18 protein-coding genes are annotated in these 19,807 nt (G+C 45.1%); 5 read left to right on the top strand and 13 right to left on the bottom strand.

Features of this window, described 5'->3' with window-relative positions; genetic code table 11:
• Positions 1 to 12: 12 nt before the first annotated feature.
• The 7 genes from J2T20_RS10905 to J2T20_RS10875 all read right to left on the bottom strand — a co-directional run bounded on the left by J2T20_RS10905 (position 13) and on the right by J2T20_RS10875 (position 7,235).
• Positions 13 to 357, bottom strand: a complete 345-nt coding sequence (locus tag J2T20_RS10905) for a thioredoxin family protein (protein WP_307588201.1) — start codon at positions 355 to 357, stop codon at positions 13 to 15.
• Positions 358 to 459: 102 nt separating this feature from the next.
• Entirely contained in the window at positions 460 to 2,088 is a 1,629-nt protein-coding gene (locus J2T20_RS10900; protein WP_307588200.1) for a putative polysaccharide biosynthesis protein, read from the bottom strand.
• 28 nt (positions 2,089 to 2,116) lie between these two features.
• Positions 2,117 to 2,596, bottom strand: a complete 480-nt coding sequence (locus tag J2T20_RS10895; protein ID WP_307588198.1) for a DUF456 domain-containing protein — start codon at positions 2,594 to 2,596, stop codon at positions 2,117 to 2,119.
• A 22-nt stretch (positions 2,597 to 2,618) separates the two neighbouring features.
• Complete coding sequence (locus tag J2T20_RS10890; protein ID WP_307588268.1) at positions 2,619 to 3,395, bottom strand: Cof-type HAD-IIB family hydrolase; 777 nt, start codon at positions 3,393 to 3,395, stop codon at positions 2,619 to 2,621.
• A gap of 29 nt (positions 3,396 to 3,424) precedes the next feature.
• On the bottom strand, positions 3,425 to 5,461 hold the full coding sequence (locus J2T20_RS10885; RefSeq protein WP_373457786.1) for a peptidoglycan D,D-transpeptidase FtsI family protein: 2,037 nt from the start codon (positions 5,459 to 5,461) through the stop codon (positions 3,425 to 3,427).
• Positions 5,462 to 5,593: 132 nt separating this feature from the next.
• A complete protein-coding gene (locus J2T20_RS10880; RefSeq protein WP_307588195.1) occupies positions 5,594 to 6,736 on the bottom strand; it encodes a transglutaminase domain-containing protein in 1,143 nt (380 codons plus the stop codon).
• A 46-nt stretch (positions 6,737 to 6,782) separates the two neighbouring features.
• A complete protein-coding gene (locus tag J2T20_RS10875) occupies positions 6,783 to 7,235 on the bottom strand; it encodes a hypothetical protein (RefSeq protein ID WP_307588267.1) in 453 nt (150 codons plus the stop codon).
• 304 nt (positions 7,236 to 7,539) lie between these two features.
• Here J2T20_RS10875 and J2T20_RS10870 point away from each other — a divergent pair, with 304 nt between their 5' ends.
• On the top strand, positions 7,540 to 8,742 hold the full coding sequence (locus J2T20_RS10870; RefSeq protein WP_307588193.1) for an MFS transporter: 1,203 nt from the start codon (positions 7,540 to 7,542) through the stop codon (positions 8,740 to 8,742).
• Positions 8,743 to 9,141: 399 nt separating this feature from the next.
• On the opposite strand, the gene J2T20_RS10865 is transcribed toward J2T20_RS10870, so the two are convergent.
• Positions 9,142 to 9,357 (bottom strand): hypothetical protein, encoded by a 216-nt coding sequence (locus tag J2T20_RS10865; RefSeq protein WP_307588191.1) that lies wholly within the window; start codon positions 9,355 to 9,357, stop codon positions 9,142 to 9,144.
• A gap of 1,435 nt (positions 9,358 to 10,792) precedes the next feature.
• Here J2T20_RS10865 and J2T20_RS10860 point away from each other — a divergent pair.
• Positions 10,793 to 11,143: a toprim domain-containing protein gene (locus J2T20_RS10860; RefSeq protein ID WP_307588189.1), complete on the top strand. Its 351-nt coding sequence runs from the start codon at positions 10,793 to 10,795 to the stop codon at positions 11,141 to 11,143.
• 75 nt (positions 11,144 to 11,218) lie between these two features.
• On the opposite strand, the gene J2T20_RS10855 is transcribed toward J2T20_RS10860, so the two are convergent.
• Together J2T20_RS10855 and cyoE are read right to left on the bottom strand one after the other, a co-directional pair.
• Complete coding sequence (locus J2T20_RS10855) at positions 11,219 to 11,839, bottom strand: SCO family protein (RefSeq protein ID WP_307588187.1); 621 nt, start codon at positions 11,837 to 11,839, stop codon at positions 11,219 to 11,221.
• A 13-nt stretch (positions 11,840 to 11,852) separates the two neighbouring features.
• Positions 11,853 to 12,785, bottom strand: coding sequence for a heme o synthase (gene cyoE / locus J2T20_RS10850; RefSeq protein WP_307588186.1), 933 nt, complete (start codon positions 12,783 to 12,785; stop codon positions 11,853 to 11,855).
• Positions 12,786 to 13,009: 224 nt separating this feature from the next.
• Here cyoE and J2T20_RS10845 point away from each other — a divergent pair, with 224 nt between their 5' ends.
• Positions 13,010 to 14,005, top strand: a complete 996-nt coding sequence (locus J2T20_RS10845; protein WP_307588185.1) for a metal-dependent hydrolase — start codon at positions 13,010 to 13,012, stop codon at positions 14,003 to 14,005.
• A gap of 393 nt (positions 14,006 to 14,398) precedes the next feature.
• On the opposite strand, the gene trpS is transcribed toward J2T20_RS10845, so the two are convergent.
• Positions 14,399 to 15,403 (bottom strand): tryptophan--tRNA ligase, encoded by a 1,005-nt coding sequence (gene trpS, locus J2T20_RS10840; RefSeq protein ID WP_307588183.1) that lies wholly within the window; start codon positions 15,401 to 15,403, stop codon positions 14,399 to 14,401.
• A gap of 429 nt (positions 15,404 to 15,832) precedes the next feature.
• On the opposite strand from trpS, the gene J2T20_RS10835 reads away from it, so the two are divergent.
• Together J2T20_RS10835 and J2T20_RS10830 are read left to right on the top strand one after the other, a co-directional pair.
• Positions 15,833 to 16,810, top strand: coding sequence for an aldose 1-epimerase (locus tag J2T20_RS10835; RefSeq protein WP_307588181.1), 978 nt, complete (start codon positions 15,833 to 15,835; stop codon positions 16,808 to 16,810).
• 92 nt (positions 16,811 to 16,902) lie between these two features.
• Positions 16,903 to 17,145: an alpha/beta-type small acid-soluble spore protein gene (locus J2T20_RS10830; RefSeq protein WP_307588180.1), complete on the top strand. Its 243-nt coding sequence runs from the start codon at positions 16,903 to 16,905 to the stop codon at positions 17,143 to 17,145.
• A gap of 137 nt (positions 17,146 to 17,282) precedes the next feature.
• Here the strand turns inward: J2T20_RS10830 and J2T20_RS10825 are convergent, their stop codons facing one another.
• Together J2T20_RS10825 and J2T20_RS10820 are read right to left on the bottom strand one after the other, a co-directional pair.
• A complete protein-coding gene (locus J2T20_RS10825) occupies positions 17,283 to 17,696 on the bottom strand; it encodes an O-methyltransferase (protein WP_307588179.1) in 414 nt (137 codons plus the stop codon).
• Between the two features lie 250 nt (positions 17,697 to 17,946).
• Entirely contained in the window at positions 17,947 to 19,734 is a 1,788-nt protein-coding gene (locus tag J2T20_RS10820; protein ID WP_307588177.1) for a M3 family oligoendopeptidase, read from the bottom strand.
• Positions 19,735 to 19,807: the final 73 nt, after the last annotated feature.

Raw genomic sequence — 19,807 nt, 5'->3', positions numbered from 1 at the left:
GTGTTATAGAATTTACTTGTGAATACTTTGATAAACCTCAAGAGCTCTATCCAGGAAATTCTCAATTTCCTCACGCGACTTCCGAAGCTTACTAACAAATCGGACTAATTCTCTTCCATCACTGTAAGCAACAAAGCTGGGAATGCCTAATATATTCTGTTCCTGACTAACATCACCCACCGAATCCACATCAACTTCAACCAACGTAAGGCGGCCCTTGTAGTTCTGCTCAAGTTCCGGCACAAATGGATCTATAAATTTACAATCAGAGCACCAGTCAGCTTTGAAGACAGCCACCGTTAATCTCGGCGATTGAATAGATACTTGAAATTCACCGGGAGAATTTATTTTATCCATGGCTACCAGTCCTTTCTAAAGACATTCTAGTCTTCCCTTAAGTGAAGCAAATTGTGATCCAGAAGTCAAACATAAAAGTAAAACAATGAGACATAAATCATATCAATCATTCATTCGAGCTCGTTCAGGCTGCAGTTTCATTAATGGCTTTAACAGTTTTTGCAGGGCTTTAGGATAGCTAACAACCTCTTCCCTGCTAATCACACTCAATACGATAAGGAGTACAAGATAGATTATAACGACCGTAGCCCCCACAACAAGGCAAGTTAATAGAAACGCAAGACGGGCAGGCATCACTTGAGTCAACATAATTCCTGCTTCATTGAGCATATAACCAATGCCACCAGATGCCATCACAGCCATTGCAAATCCACCCCAGCGTTTGCCCATAATGCTAAAGTTAACCACAGACTTTAACGTTCGTATGTTAAGCAAGGTAATGACTATAAAGCAAAGTGCAGTGGCTCCGATAATTCCATAGATACCGAACACCTTGCTTAGGAAAAAGCTGGCTACAAGCTTCACAATAATTCCCGCCAGTACATAATACATGGAGATACGTGACTTCCCCATCCCCAAGAGAATGGAGTTGGTGGTCATCATTGTAATCTGAAATATCGTTCCGAGAGTAAGCATGGCTACAATTCCGCTTCCGTCCAAGCTTTTGAATAGCAAACCGTTAATTGAATATGCGGCAACCACAAGCGAAAGGACAATGGGCGTTCCTGTTAAAATAGAAATACGTAACGCCAGTGTTACTTGGCGCTTAAGATGATCATGATCACGACGAGCGAAGGCTGCCGAAATAATAGGGATAAGCGATGCACTAAGAGCTATAGCAAGAATAGGTGGAATACCTGCCACACTTTGAGCCCGGCTCGTTAAATATCCTAACGTTGTTGTAGCAGCATCCCGACCCACCTGATCAATAAGAAGCGGAATAGCAATGGAGTTATCAATTAGATTTACAGCGGGAACCGTCAGAGATGAAAGTACTATTGGAATAGATAACTTAAAGATGTCCTTATAAATCCCCAGCATAGGTAACTTAGGCGCCGGAGCATAATTTAAAGCCGCTTTTTTATCGTCACGCCGTAACTTCAAGGAATAATACAGCATAATAGCAAAAGCAGCTATACTGCCAATAACACTGCCGAAAGAAGCTCCAGCCGCCATTGTAGTATTGTTAGAGCCATGCTTCATTAACAAATAAGCAAGAAGTATTGCCGTCACCACTCGTGCGACTTGCTCTGTGATTTGTGAAACTCCGTTTGCCATCATATAATTTCTACCCTGGAAATATCCTCGGATAATTGCGGTAGCAGGGAATAAAAGAAGAGCTGGGGCTATCGCGCGAATGGCTAGGGCTGCTTCAGGCAAATTCGCAACATTGGTTGCAAAATAAGGTGCTCCTATGTACAGCAGTATAGTAATGATTATACCTGCAGCTCCGGCGAACAGAAGAGCCGCCCTGTATACTTGCTGTGCTTCTTCCTCCCTATTTAGGGCATAACGCTCTGAAACCATTTTACTTAGTGTACTCGGTATACCTGCAGTCGCTACTGCAAGCAACATCAGATAAATATTATTTGCCACACCGAAGGAGGCATTACCTACACTATCGAACAAATGCTCCAACGGTACACGCTGGGCAAGCCCTAGAACACGTGCTACTAAAGCGGCAGCAGCCAGAATAAGCGTGCCTTTGACAAAAGACTCTTTCTTGGACAAACGGTTTCGCCTCATTTTCTAAAATAAATTACCGGCCGATCCAGATAAAAAAGAGGATGACCATCGTGATTTGCAGGACTACTTTGACGACCGTACTACTGAGTAAGCCAAGCAATGAGCCTAAACTTACCTTAACTGCCTTCCCTGGCGCTGCACCGGCTATTAACTCCCCGATAAATGCTCCTATAAAGGGTCCGATAACAAGCCCGATTGGGAAAAAAAAGGATCCGGCGATAATCCCCAGAGTTGAGCCAATGACCGAGTAACGTGAGCCGCCAAACTTCTTGACGCCCCAAGCCCCGACCACATAGTCAGCTACAAAAAGAGCGATGACGATTAAGGTCTGAACAATCCAGAACCCTGCACCAAAAGGCTCAAAGGAAAAGAACCAACCGTAGACGAAAAAGGCTAAATAAATCGCCAGTGCCCCCGGCAATATGGGATAGACGGCACCGGCCATTCCGATAACAAATAAAGCGATAATGAGAATCCAACCCAGGATAGTCAAATACGCTCACTCCTATTGTTTTTTATCTAACAGTTACACTGTCCCCGGATATTTTTGCATCCGATAAAATATACTTTTGTATCACTTCTGCAATTCCATCCTCATTGTTCGAAGCTACCACAACATCCGCTTCCTGCTTAACTGTCTTTTGGGCATTACCCATGGCTACTCCAAGACCCGCTTTTTGAATGACTGCAAGATCATTAAGACTATCCCCGACTGCAACAACCTGTGACATATTGATTCCGAGTAATTTGCAAACGGACTTAATACCTGACGCCTTATTCACACCTAAAGGGTTAATCTCCAAATTGTAGGGAGAGGAATTGGTAACCTCAAGTCCCCCCATATCCTGAAGCCGCATTAACACCTTGTGGCGAATATCGTCATCCTCCGTGCTGTAACCGAATTTAAGCCATTCGCGGTTCTTCACGTCTCCGTCCCAGTTGTCCTGCTTGTGTACCTCATTCAAGGAATACGCCCAGAACCAGATGCCGTATTCTAACGCCATGTCATGCATTTTCGTTACGAGCTGCGGGTCCATGAGGGAACGCCGGTACAATTGATTCGGTGCTCTCCATACTTCACTCCCGTTTACAGTTACCATCGGTGTCAGCAAGCCTAACTGTTCCGCATAAGGAAGTGCACTGCGAAATGCACGTCCAGTGGACAAACAAACATATACACCTGCGTTTTTTGCCTTTTGGATCCATTTTGCCGTCTCGGGTGTAATTAACTGTTCATCATTAAGCAGGGTTCCATCCATATCCAAAGCAAGCAGGCGGTATTTGGCAATCATGTGCCACCCCTCCATTCTTGTATGCTCTCCTATTGAGTAGCTGTTTTATTTTTAGTATCCCCATCGGTTGGAGTTGTAGTTTGAAGGCTTTTCTTCGGAACTCCATCGAGTCCATATTCCCAATCGTAGGCATCAAATATCTTACGCGCTACAGGCGCGGCGCTGCTTGAACCGAAACCACCCTCAGGAATGATTACCGCTACTGCTAGCTTCGGATTGTTGCGCGGAGCGTAGGCAATAAAGACCCCGTTATCGCGTAATTTACCCTTTGCAACTTGCTGAGAGGTTCCCGTCTTCCGGGCAAAATCATAAGGGAAGTCATTAAACGAACTCACCTCACTGTTCATACCACGCTTGATCTCATCCCAGTACGCTTGATCAAAATCCACTTTGTTTAATACCTCACGTGAAAACTTTTTAACCACATTCCCCATAGGGTCTGTAATCTTACTTACTAACTGAGGTTTAATCCGTTCACCCTCATTGGCCAAGGTTGAGGCATATTGTGCAAGCTGCAGCGCAGTATAACCACCCTGTTGACCAAATGAAGCATAGACAAGAGCCGCTTGAGTACTACCGTTGGATTCTTTGTCGTAATAGTTAACTTTACCCTTCTGCTCACCAGGAAGACCACTCTCTGTCGATACTCCTAGGCCAAATTGTTTCATGTAATTATCCCAGACATCCAACCCTTTATCCTGATATTTTAAATAGAGGCTTTTACCCACCTTATCAACCATAAATACGTTGGACGACTTCTCAATCGCTCTTGCTGGATCCATGCTTCCATAGACGTGGCTTGACGCATTTCTGACACTAGTTTCATGTCCTGCTTTACCGAAATAAGCAATCCCTTTGTCTTGATACACTGTAGATGTACTGAAGAAACCCTCATTCAGGCCGATTAGAACACTTAAAGGCTTAATGGTCGAGCCTAGAAACACAGTGGAATCCAAATTATTACCAGATCTTCCTGAAGAAATAGAGTTTATGGTTCCATTTTGATAATTGTTAATGATTTTAGACCAGGCTTCCGGATCTAATCTTTCCGTTGTAAATACATTGGTATCATAATCAGGCATGCTAGCCATAGCGATTATTTTTCCGGTATCTACTTCCATGGCAACAGCATAACCCGTTAGTGCATCTGGATGTAGCTTTCCTAATACAGGATTTTTATGAAGCCAGTTAATTTGGTCGGTTATAGCCTGCTCTGTTTTCAACTGAACATTCTTGTTAATCGACGTCCATATATCGTTTCCTTTTGTTGGAGGAACAACCTTCTCAATCTTTTCGGCCATATTTTGAGCATTAATAGATATTTCCTGATACCCATTTTGCCCTCGAAGTTCCCGCTGATACTGTAATTCAAGGCCGTCGAACCCAACAAATTCGTCATCTTTGTACGTGAGTCCCGGATCTGGGGTATTCTTAGTTGCATTTATAATATTCTGATATATTGCAAGACTGTTGGAGAATTTATAAAGCTTAATATACCCAACTGTTTGTACGGCTACAGTATCCTTGTCATAATGACGGACGCTCTCCTCTACGACTTCAAGACCTGGATAGTCGTTCTTATGTTCCATAAAAAAAGCTACTTCCTTCTGCGACAAATCAACCTTAATCCGACGGGGGGTATAACCCTGGAATTTCTTGAAATACAAATCCATCGACTCAATGACCTCTTCTTTTGTCATCTTAGCTTCAGAAGAACCGTATTTGTTGAAAGCAGCTGTCAGATTATTGGCCAATGCATCAGACTTAGCCTGGGCTTCCGGTTTAAGCACGGACTTCCCTGTTTCTTTATTTACCTCTTTAGCGGTATATTCCTTAGTTAGAGTTATATATAATGACTGAACTGGCGTAGAATAAGCGAGCTTTTCGCCCCCGTCCGCAAAGATAACTCCACGCATTGCAGCTAAAGGTACATTCTTGACTTCTCGATTCGTCTCGACCTCACTTAATGTAGGTCCTTCCACAAATTGCAGCACAGCTAAACGAATAATAATGACGCAGAAAATAATAAACGTGCTAAAGAAGAAGATATTAATCCGCAGTCCCATGGAGCTTTTACTGTTGGACTCGTCCGAGGGCGAGCCCTGTTTACCGAAGAGGCTCACATCTTTCTCTCCTTTATAAATAATATGGTTTGAAGCCTGACCTATTGTAACACGGACGGCTCCAGCATGCTTAGGTCAAAGCACACTCTCCCTGAGATGAGTATCACTGAAATCTGTAGGATTAAACCAATCACCGCTTTGCGCCCAAGTGGAATCCAGTGGAATCCATGTCTTCCGTTCATCTATATATACTTCGTTCCACGCATGAGGGCCATATCCTCCGACTCCGTCATAACCTTGACCGGTCACTACCCGTACCTGCAGGTTTTGTGAGCGGGCCATTACCGCATAGAGACGGGCGTAATCAATGCACACACCAAGCCGGGTATCGAAGGTATCTTGCGGACTTTGCTCATGCCAAATGCGATTTTGCTCGTAATTTTCCGCTTTCGCGTAATCATAAGAGATTCGAGTTCCTACCCAATCATATAACAGCCGCGCCTTTTCTTCCTCACTGTTGCTCTTTCCGACAATTTTAACAGCAGCACCCTTAATATCAGACGGAATTTCACGGTCAATCACTTCATATTTACGACGAAGAATGTCATCCATCTCTGCTGCAACTATCTGGGTCAGGATGGGGAGTTTCGCTTGAACCGTCTTACCCGCAATCGGTTCGATTACGGCCGCCGCACTTCCCCTGTATACAGGGGAAGACTCGACGTAGCGACTGAACCCACTGTCAGGATTCAGACCCACTGCAACGAACAGGACAATTATAATAACCAGGCAGCGTGAGACTCCAATTAGAGCACCGATCAAGCCTCCGCCCAAACGGCTTAAGGAGGTCACCTTTCGATCTCCCATTCTCAGCGGACGTCGTCTCTGCAAAGGCAATAGAGGAGACAGAAATCCCAAGATCAAGCGGATGATGCTATAACTAACCATTAGGATCACTATAAAACGAACCCATGTAGATTCTGACAGCACAGAGGTTCCTGTATAGTAGATCTGCTGCCAAGCATTCAATTCTATATCTGGAAGCTTAATTTCCGCCGCCCACTGTTGAATACGAGGCGAGAGATAAAGAGTTCCCAGAACGGCTAGAAATAAAGAAACAATCGTAATTAGACCTGAACCCAGCAGTCCAAGTAATTTGCCGATCGAAATAAAGAAGCCCCTGCTCAAACCCTGCACTACAGAAAAGGCAACAATTAGCAAAAGGGCGACTGAAATGACATTTGCCTCACTCAGACGTTCTAACCACCCGTTCAGCATGATATCCCTCCTGATGCTGCGCTGCCGTTCTTTTGTCTACTACTCATTATTTACCTGCAGCTCCCTGCTGTTTGCTTGCTTCCTCAATAAAGGTCTTCATGGTGTCGGTAACACTCCATTTACCAAGACTTACGCCTCTGAAGGTAACATCCACCTTATCTTGGCCCGCCGTTCCCTTAACTTCTATATTCGGAGAAGTAATGGTAAAGGTCCCGTCGTCATTCATTGTATATACGGCATCCTTTGCTTCCTTAAGCATAACTTCCTGAGCTTCGCTCTTAAGTGTGCTTACTGTCCCTTCCTTAACCTTATCCACTGCATTTCCCAACTGATCCATCGTAACGCCGCTATAGATGAAAAGACCAACCACGATAATAATTACAATTGCCCATTTCAATACAGTCTTCACCAGATTCACTACTGCAAACAATAATACGAGCGCAATAACGATAACCAGCCAGTTTTCTCTAATAAACTGTGACCACACCTGCGTATCCATCAACTTTACAACACTCCTGTCACCTGTTTTCCACTTAAGGTCAATCCTTATGCCGCATGAATCACACGGTTATTAATTATTATACATGAATGCCCATCATAATTCATGGTTCCCGAATAGTCAGGCTCTGGTGGATTGTTCCACAGTAGTACCAGCAAACCATTCAATCGGCGGATAAAAAAACGGTATAAGCCTACTATGTCCCACGTAAAGTACAAGTAGAGCCTTATTCTCTCATTTATGTTTATTAAGTCCGCCCGGTTTATTCAGGCCAAGAGGCAGGCTAAGGAGGAGGTACTATTCTATGAAAACAGCGCTTTGGCTCTATTTATTTCTTTTCCTGGCGTTCTTTGATTTGCATGCCCAATATCCTATCCTGACGCCGTTTGCCTTATCGCTTGGGGCTGGACCTGCCTTTATAGGCTGGATGATGGGTATGTATTCACTGACACATCTTCCCGGAAATCTGCTGGCCGGTGTACTTATTGATCGAAAAGGGAGCCGGCGCTATATTGTGTTCAGCTTGGTGACCGCAGGCTTTATACTTCTACTGCAGGCGCATGCCCAGCTTCCTTGGCATCTGCTCTTGCTGCGTGCTGCAAGTGGTTTTGCACTCGCCTTTCTTTCTCCTGCTTGTATGACCCTTCTGGCCTCGCTGTCAACGGATACCGCAGTACAAGGTAAATATATGTCCGGCCACGGCATAGTCCACACCTTAGCTTCTGTCGTCTCCCCAGCGGCAGGTGCTGTTATAGTAGCCAAGGCGGGGTTCGCCGGAACCTTTAGCACTCTTGGCTGGCTGCTGATTGCAACAGGAATCATGGCCTTTTTTAGCGTACCAAAGCCTTCTCATCTTGAGTTAATACCCCCAGCCTTTATTCCCTTAGAGCAGGGGGCTATTCCGGAAGAACAGTCAGCGAAGAAGCCTGTTCCGGGTATAGTGACACTTTTCTCCAGACGTTATTTTCTATTACCCTTTTTTGTATCCTGCTCCCAAGGCGTATTATTCTTTGAGTTGCCGCTTTCCCAAAGCGGTGGCGGCAGCGCGGGTATTCTCTCCACAGGGATTCTGCTGTCACTGCTTAGCCTGGGCGCTTTGTTGACACTTAGTATGTTTTTTCTAAACCGTCTGGCTCCTGCCATTAGAATTGCAGCGGCCCTGCTTGCTATGGCCTTCTGCTTTTTCTCCCTTGCAGCTTTTCGGACGATCCCCGTTGGCGTTATTCTATTTCTCTTGGGTGCAGCCAAAGGCGTTCTGTTTCCCGCTATGGCCTCATTGTTCATCAGTCTGGGCGGTCCAGGGCGGCTCGGCAGAGCCTTCTCCCTGCAGTCGATTGCCATGTCTTTAGGTGCTTTTGCCGGACCGGTAACAGCAGGAGCCTTACGAAATGAAATCTCACCTTATTTCATTGCCTTTCTACTGCTGATGACAGCCTTGATCCTTCTCCCTCCCGGCAGCGCGCAGAGATCATCCCGCATTCAGAAATGGAAGGGACGGGCAGCTTAGCCCTTTTTAGCCTATTTCTTCCACCACAAAATACACTAGGCTGAAACACAAGAGTTACGTGGGTTTTTACATACTATACCTTGTAGTAACAACCTCAACTCTGAAAGCGTGGTGAGTCTAATGAGTGATCCTTGTTGCCATAAGCCCGTACCTACTCCAACTCCTTATCCCGCAGTTTTAATGACTTCTACAACTGCTATTCTGGTACTCTACATCCTGCTGGTAATTATCCTTCGCGCCGGCGTATTCTAAAAACTGCTTCCCCTGATTCAGACCATTTGAGGCTGTCCCCTAAGTAGATATTCTACAAGCGGAGACAGACCCTCTATATTCTCAAAACGCTAAAAAGTCAGCTAAGCAGCGATTCTCCCTTTAGTGGAGAATCGCTGCTTAGCGTTTTTAATCCACTGCGGCTTGCTTCAGGAAATTATGAGCAAGCGAAAACCAGCTGATCTCAATCTTCCGAATGGCTTTTTTTTGAGGCTGGTCTTGAGGCTGGTCTTGAGGCTTGTCCAGCAGCTGAGATTCAAGATTTTGTGTCAGTTGTTCGAGGTCTCTGCATTGATATTCTCGCTCTTCTTGGTGCTCTACGGCTTCGTTGGCGGCAAACAGCATGTGTACGCTGACTTTGGTGAGCCTCGTTTGCTTACTGGGTTTTAGGATTAAAACAGGTTACAACAATTCAGCTCGTGAGGCCCCGAAAGTGGCTGGAATCCTGCACTTTATACAACAATTCAGCTCGTGAGCCCCCGAAAGTGGGTGGAATCCTGCACTTTATACAGCAATTCAGCTCGCGAGCCCCCGGAATTGGCTGGAATCCTGCACTTTATACAACAATTCAGCTCGCGAGGCAAGTGGGTGGAATCCTGCACTTTATACAGCAATTCAGCTCGTGAGCCCCCGGAATTGGCTGAAATCCTGCACTTTATACAACAATTCAGCTCGTGAGCCCCCGAAAGTGGGTGGAATCCTGCACTTTATACAGCAATTCAGCTCGCGAGGCCCCGAAAGTGGGTGGAATCCTGCACTTTATACAACAATTCAGCTCGCGAGCCCCCGAAAGTGGCTATGAATCCTGCACTTTATACAACAATTCAGCTCGTGAGCCCCGGAATTGGCTGGAATCCTGCACTTTATACAACAATTCAGCTCGTGAGCCCCGGAATTGGCTGGAATCCTGCACTTTATACAACAATTCAGCTCGTGAGCCCCGAAAGTGGCTGGAATCCTGCACTTTATACAACAATTCGGCTCGCGAGGCCCCGAAAGTGGCTGGAATCCTGCACTTTATACAACAATTCAGCTCGCGAGACCCCGAAGGTGGCTGGAATCCTGCACTTTATACAACAATTCAGCTCGTAACCCCTCGAATGTGGCTGGAATCCTGCACTTTGTACAACATTTCGGCTCGTAACCCCTCGAATGTGGCTGGAATCCTGCACTTTGTACAACATTTCGGCTCGTAACCCCCCGAAGGTGGCTGGAATCCTGCACTTTGTACAACATTTCGGCTCGTAACCCCTCGAATGTGGCTGGAATCCTGCACTTTGTACAACAATTCGGCTCGTAACCCCTCGAAGGTGGCTGGAATCCTGCACTTTGTACAACATTTCGGCTCGTAACCCCTCGAATGTGGCTGGAATCCTGCACTTTATACAACAATTCGGCTTGATTTCAACTCGTTTGCCAGAGGCTTTTTATTGGATGGAAAATTTGTGGAAAAGCGACAATGGTCACCCGAAAGTTTTCCAAAGGAAAACTAGCTTCGAAAGCATAAGCTGTCTCCGGATTTTCACCGCTAAGGGGAATTAAAAAATCTGGAGAGCGCAGCGATGAAACAATGGTCTGTTCGCGCAGCGCCCACACTGATCCTACTCAAAAAGCGCTTCCAAACAGCCATTTCATAGACTTAGAACTGCCCCTTTTCTTTTTACGACATTTCCCGGGGAATGTTGTAAAAAGAAGAACCTCCGGTTGTTAAATTTATCGAACCTTAGGTAAAATAAAGACAAGCCTGTTATATACCACACAACCGGGGGAGGCAGAGAGCATGCCCATTTATATTATCGTAGAAGGCAAGAATGACCGCAGCCGGTTAAGACGTCTGCTAATGGAGGATGTCGAAATTCTTTGTACCTTTGGATCCCTGAACACGCTTAAACTGGAGACACTGCGCAACAAAGTTGGAGACGAAGAAGTATACCTGTATATGGACAATGATAGCTCAGGCAAAAAAATCCGCGGTATTCTGCGTGATGTTTTCCCAGATGCAGGACATATTTACACACGAAAAGGGTACGCAGGCGTTGAGCATACCCCTGATGAATACAACATTACCCAGTTAGAAAAGGCAGGGTTAGAGGAATACATTGTGTATCCTGAACCGCTTCCTTCATTTTGAATATGAAAACAAAAAATGCCTTTCCGATCTATTCCCACATTTGGAGGAACAATCGAAAAAGGCATTTTTGTATGGTTACTTTTCTTTGGCCAATTGTGTGACAGCATCGGCAAGGTACTCCGGAGTAATATTCTCGGTATCCCCTGCATCGTACAGCGCACGCAAGTTGTTCTTACGGTCTACTAATCCGATAAGGTTAGCGTGAGCAAAGTTATCCTTAGTATTTCCAGCAATTAAGATCTTGAAGGAGTCTGCGGCCAGCTTACGGATTTGCTCCTGTTCTCCGCGCAAGAAATACCAGCCATCGTAATTAGCATGAAATCGGTCAGCGAATGTCTTGATCGCCTCCGGTGTGTCATTCTCAGGGTCGAAGGATATGGAGATAAAAGCTACGTCCTTACCGAACTGCCCACTTTTCATAAGCAGGTCTTGTGTTTGAGAAAGTGTAAAGGTTGTAATAGGACATACATCGGGGCACTGTGTAAAAAAGAAGTATACCAAGCGAGCTTTCCCCTCGGTGTCGGCAAGCGTCACCGTTTGATCATCAACATTTTGCAGCGAGAAGTCTTGCACTTGCCCGATCATCGGAAGCTTCTCTTTACCGAAAGCCAGAGAGTTAGCAGCCAGATAACCGGCCATAGCCAGTGCTAGAAGAAGCAGAAGCCATGTCCACTTATACTTTTTAATGAGAAGCAAGTGCATCTCTCCCTTACCCATGAGTCGTATTCAGAACAAGTACAATCAGACTTACCATCAAATAATTAATGGAGAAGAAGAAGCACATCTTTGCCCATGCATCATCATCCTTGGCTTTAAAACCCTTTAAGGTCAGGTATAGCCAAACTATGGACAATCCGGTGGAAATAATTAGGTAAAAAATACCCGCATAATCGTAAACATACATCAATATAGAAACGGGTATAAGTAATGCTACATATGGAATCATTTGGATCTTAGTGCGGAATGTCCCTTTCACTACCGGTAACAGCGGAAATCCTGCAGCACGATATTCCTCTTTGCGGCGAATGCCCAACGCCCAAAAGTGAGGCGGCTGCCATAGAAACAGGATGGCGAAAAGCAGCCATGCACCCAAGTCCACTTCCCCGGTTACGGCTACGTAACCGATTACAGGCGGCATTGCACCGGAAATTGCACCTACGGATGTACTCCATGTAGAAGTTCTCTTTAACCAAAGTGTATAAACCACCACATAAACAAACATCCCTAGAATACCGAACAATCCGGCTAAAATACCGGAAAAAGCAAGCAATACCAGAAGTCCAGATATTCCAAGTCCGATCGCATAGATCAGTACGGTCATCGGCTTCAATCGCCCGGTGGGCAATCCTCTTTCCCGAGTCCGCTCCATCTTCATATCCAGATCCCGATCAAAATAGTTGTTAAATACGCAGGCAGATGCCATAACGAGCATAGTGCCGAGTAAAGTCAGTATGAGTCTTCCGTACTGAACGTCCCATGCAGATGCAAGCCAGTATCCCGCAAAGGCCGCGATCAGATTCGACCGAATAATTCCGGGTTTAGTCACAGTAATAAAATCACGCCAGGTTGAACCCTCTTGGGGTGACTTGGCAGACATTGCTGCGGAATCGGAAGAAGCTTGATATCTCCATTGATTGTCCACGCTTGTGTTCCTCCTTTAAAACATCTTCTAACGGTTCCGCGAATGAAAAAGCCTCTTGCTGTTAACTTTATCATAACAAACCCCTAAAGACTTTGACAATCATTGACCATGATGTTCATTAATTCGACAATTCCGTGACAACATTTATTTCAAAAGCTAAATAACATGGCTCTAAAATGGGTAGTTAATGAGTAGAAACCATCTGTACAAAGGAGAACTGTCCTATGGATACCGCTACACATGTAGTTATGGGCCTTGGCTTAGCCGGGCTTTCTTTCGTTGATCCTGTGGTTAGCTCAAACCCTGCACTCGCCGGGGCAGTCATGCTTGCTACCGTGCTTGGTTCGCAAGCACCCGATGCGGATACCGCATTACGTTTGAAAGATAATGCCTTGTACATCCGTAATCACCGGGGAATCACACATTCCTTACCCTTTTTGTTGATTTGGCCCGCTTTATTAACGCTGGTGATTTCACCTATCTTTGGGACAACTAGCCTCCAAGCTATAGGTCATCTTGCCCTTTGGAGCTTCATCGCTGTGGCCATACATGTGTTCTCAGATCTTTTTAATGCCTATGGCACTCAGGCTGCACGGCCCTTTACAGAGAAATGGATTGCCTGGAATATTATTCACATCTTCGACCCCTTTATCTTTGGCAGTCATTCGGCAGCCATCGTGCTCTGGATAAGTGATATCGTTCCACCCGCTCCGTTATTTATTACGCTGTATGTTTGTATCACCATTTATTATATATGGAGAACGACTGTTCATTACCGAGTCACGAACAATATAAAGAATAAGGATGTACGGCATGATTCCACTGACCGCTACATTGTTATCCCGACAATTTCACCTAGACGTTGGAACGTCGTCAAAGTGAAAATAGATGGCAGTTATGATGTAGGACAATTAATCAACGGCCATCTCAAATGGCTCAAGCATGCGATCAGTTCTACACACCCGGCGGTTGAACATTCAAAGGCTCATCCCGATATACAAGCTTTTTTATACTTTACCTCCTATGCCGTAGCAGAAGTAGAGGAACTCTCCTCCGGTTATATTGTACGCTGGGGTGACGTTCGTTATTTGCATCGCAAGCAATTCCCGTTCGTTGCCGTTCTAGTCATGGATAAGCAATATCACCCCTTAAATACTTATGTAGGCTGGCTTAGCAGTGACAAGCTCGATGAAAGGTTTGCAGTTGAATCAGGGTCATGAGATTGTACAATAGCATTTCTTAATTCCCCTCTTGACTCCTTAACTTAGTTGAGGCACAATCACCATAAAGCGTTAAAGAAACCCGTCAGAGTTTAACTCTGCGGGTTTCTTTATGGAACTTTTGCTAAAGCTCTAGACCTAATAAATAATTCAGTTGAGCTGACGTATGGAAGAGCTCCAACTGTTAAAGAAGGGAATATAGTATTTATGGGCAAAGGACTTTCTCTTTGGTTTGCGTGTTCTTCTATCCTTATCCTAACCGCTGCCTCTATTGCTATTAGTTATAACGTGTGGATAGCACTTTTGCTTGGGGTTGCCTGTGTACTTAATATCGGCTGGGGCTTTATTATTAAAGCACGCCGAAGACGAGGTTAAGGATCAATCATTTTACGTTTAGCGGAAGGGAAGGAAACCCATCCGTTCTTTTACACCTGCTAAAGTCTCAGCCGCGAGGTATCGAGCTTTTTCCGCACCTTCGGCTAGGATATCTGTAATCATACCTGAACTGCGGATTTCATGATATTTTTGCTGCAGAGGTTCTAGGGTAGCAACCACTACTCCAGCTAGATCTTTTTTAAATCCGCCATACCTTTGCCCTTCATACTGATCAGCTACCTGCTGCAGTGTCATCCCTGCAAATTCAGCGTAGATAGACATTAAATTACTGATCTCCGGTTTATTTTCCGTATCATATTTTATTTCGCTGCCGGAGTCTGTGGTAGCGCGGCTGATTTTTTTACTGATAACACTCGGTGGATCCAGCAAAGCGATGTAGCTTCCAGCATTCGGGCTACTCTTGCTCATTTTCTTGGTACCGTCTTCCAGTGACATAATACGGGCGCCTACCTCAGGAATAAACGGCTCGGGAATAGTGAAAAATTCTCCAAAGCGGTGATTAAAGCGTCCTGCCAAATCACGGGTTAACTCCAAATGCTGCTTCTGATCTTCACCTACTGGAACAAGATCTGCATTATATAAAAGAATATCAGCAGCCATTAGCGATGGGTAAACGAATAAGCCTGCCCCAACGGATTCTTTACCTGTAGATTTATCCTTAAACTGAGTCATCCGCTCCAATTCACCCATGTTAGTGAGTGTTGTCATCAACCATCCCAGTTCTGCATGCTGCGGTACATGGGACTGCATGAATACGTTCGCTTTGGCTGGATCAATACCTGCAGCAATATAAAGTGCCGCTACGGACTCGGATTGCTCACGAAGCGCTGCAGGCTCCTGTGGAACCGTAATCGCGTGCAGATCAACCACCATGAAATAACAATCATTCTCATGCTGCAATTTTACATAGTTCTTGATTGCTCCAATGTAATTCCCGATCGTAAGCGATCCGCTGGGTTGAATTCCCGATAATACCTTTTTAGCCAAGATATACGCCTCCATCTTCTAATGTTATTTTGATTTCCGTGAACGCAAAAAAGGCCACATCCGCAAGGGACGTGAGCCGTGGTGCCACCCTTATTCGCTGAAATCCCATATTATACAAGGGAACAGCCTTATAGCTTCCTCTAACGGGGAAGAGACGGCCGGTCTACTAGGGTCTTTAAATCCCGTTCAAGCGCGGCACTCAGGGGTCCATTCATCAAGAGGTTTCCACCGGTTCGCATCAACCACCGGCTTTCTGAAGGACACTCTCCTGCCTACTTATCCCCGTCATCACATTACCATGATTTATTGTTGCATACATCATAGAACTTAAAAAGGAACTTTGTCAATTCCTTAACTGCTGGAACATAAATCTGTTATGATAAGGTTACCATGTTCAATTCCGATTACAGTTACGATAACAGTTACGATAAAGGAGCAAATCTCATGAAACAGGTGACCAAAGGGCATTGGGGCGGTTATGATACTTATATTTTGCACAGCCGCGAACTCGAACTCACGCTTTTGCCGCGGCTTGGAAATAGTGTAATCTCCCTGTGGGATCGCAAAGAGAAAAGGCATATTCTTCGAGGCCCTGATGAAAGTGATCAAGCCTTTTTTATGCAAAAACCTTACCATTTCGGCATTCCTCTCTTGGTTCCTCCAGGACGCATACGAAAGGGACATTTTCAATTCGAAGGTATTAATTATCAATTTGATCAGAATACTGCCGGTGATAACCATATTCATGGTCTTCATAGAACACAATCCTGGTGTGTTAGCGACATTGAGGAAGACGAAGAAGGCTGCGCGGTGACTACAGAGTTTCGCACAGAGGATGATCCTCAGTGGATGAGACAATTTCCGGTTCCACTTAAGTTTGAAATGACATTCCGGCTTCAGGATGACAAGCTGAAACAGAGTCTAAAGGTTACACATCTGGGAGGTCACCGTATACCTTTCGGAATGGGTTATCACACCTGGTTCATGATTGACGGTCAACCCGAGCGTTGGAATCTTAAGCTTCCTGTAGAAAGTATATACGAGTTAAATGATGAACTACTTCCGAGTGGCAATGTGACTGCACTAGGGTCTTTAGATAAACTGAACGAAGGAATGAATCTGCGAGGGACTGATTTTGATACCGCAATGCGTATTGGGGCCAAAAGACCTGTTGAAGCTTTGCTGCTTCGTGATGACGGTTATGGGCTTCGGTATACGGCTGATGAGAATCTGTTCCGGCACTGGGTAGTATACACAAAAGGATCTGCAGATCAGTTCCTGTGTGTAGAGCCTTATACTTGGCTACCTGATGCTCCGAACGTTTCCGACGATCCAGGCTTCACAGGTTTGCTTGTATTAGAGCCGGGTCAGACCTTAGAGTTATCAACATTTCTTGAGATGATTTATCCCGTAACTCACTAAGATTTACCAGCCTAATAACCTACCTGATCAATGCATGAATTGTAGTCTCCGCGCTCATACTATCTTCACAACGGGCGAAGGAGGTGACAAACATGGGTCAAGCAGGTCAAAACCAAGGTAGTCGCAGCAGCCGTAACAGTCTGGTCGTTCCTCAAGCAACTGCAGCACTGCAACAATTGAAATATGAAGCAGCACAAGAGCTTGGAGTAACTATTCCACAAGATGGTTACTACGGTAACTATACTTCCCGCGAAACCGGTTCTTTGGGAGGATATATCACCAAACGTCTCGTACAACTGGCAGAGCAACAATTGTCCGGTCGTTCGAATTCGTAACAATAAATCTTTAGTCGCTTTATCCGGTTAAAACCTCTTCAGGTTTTGATTCGAGTAGCTTTTAAGCCTTCTACGCCTCTTTATTGAAGCGTAGAGGGCTTTTGTATGTAAGAAGCTATTCTGTGTATGTATTGTTCTTATCCGTAAAGTTGATCAGAGCCTACATCTGCTTGCGCTCCCCGAGGATATCTGATCATCAGGTTAGCCATATTATAATTGGATTCCAGAGTAGCATCCACTACGATCATCCCTTGTATGATCGCAAATTCGTAGCTTATTTCACCATGCGTCCAACGTTTCTTGTACCTTAAGCTTTCCAGAGCCATAAGGCGAAAGGAAGATTGCTGAATAGCTGACAACCCCTCACTCTCCACACTGAAAGCTCCACTGCGGCCTGTAAGCGGGTTATGTCGAATTCCAAATTTGCCGATTACATTGTTTCGTATTTGCACAAATACCGTACCAGACGATAAACCTGACAACTCTTCCTGTAGTTCTTTAAATACTAAATCCAGTTGACGTGCCAGCGATAATTGTTCACTCTTAAGCATATATTTCCCCCTTAGTATACTAATCTTAGATACATAAGACTTATGGCTCATTATAGGATACTTACATATGCCATTCAACATTATTCAACAAAATTGGGTAAATATTCCTATAAGTGCGTATTATTCACTATTATTTGTTATATACTCTTCTGAAAAATGAGCATTTTCGACAATTTGGATATAAAAAAGCCCCCCATTTCAGGGGAACTTTCGCGTTAACACTCTAATTTGATTAAATCCATTATATTACTTAAGCTAATTCCTTGGTCATTTCTAAGAATTCAGCAATATCCGCCGATATCAAATCAGCCGCACCCTGCCAGAAATCAGGTTGTGTTAGATCAGCTCCCAAATGTTTAGCAACCAAGGCCTCAAGTGTCATAACACCCGTATCCCGAAGAAGATCATCATATTTGTCCGCAAAGGTTGCTCCCTCTTGCAAAGCAAGGCGGTATAGACCTGTGCTGAACATATATCCGACAGTATAAGGGAAATTATAGAAAGGAACCTCCGTTGCGTAGAAATGCAGCTTGGAAGCCCAGAAGTGAGGATGATACTCGGAAAGAACACCGCAGTAAGCTTCCTTCTGAGCCTCCTCCATTAAAGCGGACAGCTCTTCCGCATGGACCAAACCTTCCTTACGCTTTTCGTAAAAGCGGGTTTCGAACAGGAACCGGGCATGAATGTTCATGAAAAAAGCTACACTGTTCTGAATCTTGGCTTCCAATAGGGCCAGCTTCTCTTCTGCACTGCTTGCGGCCTTAACTTGTGCATCGGCTACAATGACTTCTGCAAAGGTTGAAGCAGTCTCCGCTACGTTCATGGCATAATTTTGGTTAAAGACCGGTTGATCATCCAACAGATAAGAGTGATACGCATGCCCCAACTCATGAGCCAGCGTAGACACACTTGATGGAGTGCCGCTATAGGTCATAAAAATTCGGGATTCCTTACGTTCAGGGAAAGAAACACAGAAGCCACCAGGACGTTTGCCGGGGCGATCCTCTACTTCAATCCAGTTGCTATTAAAAGCATGTTCTGCGAAGTCAGCCATCTTCGGACTGAATTTGCGGAATTGGGTAACAATATCAGCAGCCGCTTGATCGTAAGGGATTTTCCCAGATGATTTGCCAATCGGAGCCTCAACATCAGCCCAGCCAAGAGACTCCATACCAAGCAGCTTCGCCTTGCGCTCTAGATATGATACCAGTACGGGTTTACTGTTGCCTATTACTTCCCACATCACATTCAGCGTTTCATGGGACATACGGTTGATACTTAGCGGATCTTTCAGAACATCTTCCCAGCCTCGGCCTTTATATAGCTTCAATCGGAAACCACCCAAGTGATTCAAGGCATCTGCACAGAAATCTGCTACTCCACCCCATGCCTCTTCCCATTTACGGAACATAACTTCCCGCACCTTCGGGTCAGGATCATCCAGTTTATTAAAAGCCTGACCTGCTGATAGAACTTTGTCCTCAAAAGGAATCGCAATTGAACCCACTATCGTCTCGTAATGCTCGCTCCAGCCATGATATCCATCTACTGCAAGCTCCAGTGCCATACTCTCCAGCTCGGGGCTCATCTTCTCACGGGCCAGATCACGGCTTTCGGTGAGCACGAATGAAAGGGGTGCGATTTCTGGACGGGCCATCCATAGCGCCCATACTTCATCCGTTGTCTGACGCAGCACGTTGTCAAATTCCGATCGAATACCCTGTAACCTGGCACTAAGTCCCGCCACTTTGCCTGACAGTCTCACCGCCCCTTTGTCCTGCTGGTTCTGAGCACCTAAACAAATAGCGAACTCAGCCGCAAGGACAATACGACCTGAACAGCTTTGCAGCAACTCAATGATCTCATCTAAAGGTTTGGTAGTTTCTTCATCCGTAGGGACCTCTGCCACCAGTACTTCTTTATGCAGCTTTTCGATATCTCTCACTAACTCATTCAGAAAAAGTTCGAATTCAGGGGAAGCCGAGCCGCCTTCAAAAAGAGAATCAAGCTCCCATGTTAGCGATAAAGGGTGTTTCATGTATAATCACCATTCCTTTTGTCTTATTGGTTTGCTTTGTAATTGACATAAACCCATGGTAAAGTGGATAACG

Origin of the sequence: Paenibacillus wynnii (genome assembly GCF_030812855.1) — a bacterium.
Classification (GTDB): domain Bacteria; phylum Bacillota; class Bacilli; order Paenibacillales; family Paenibacillaceae; genus Paenibacillus_AQ; species Paenibacillus_AQ wynnii_A.
The sequence above is the reverse complement of the archived record's forward strand: the minus strand, read 5'-3'. Positions and strand labels throughout refer to the sequence as shown.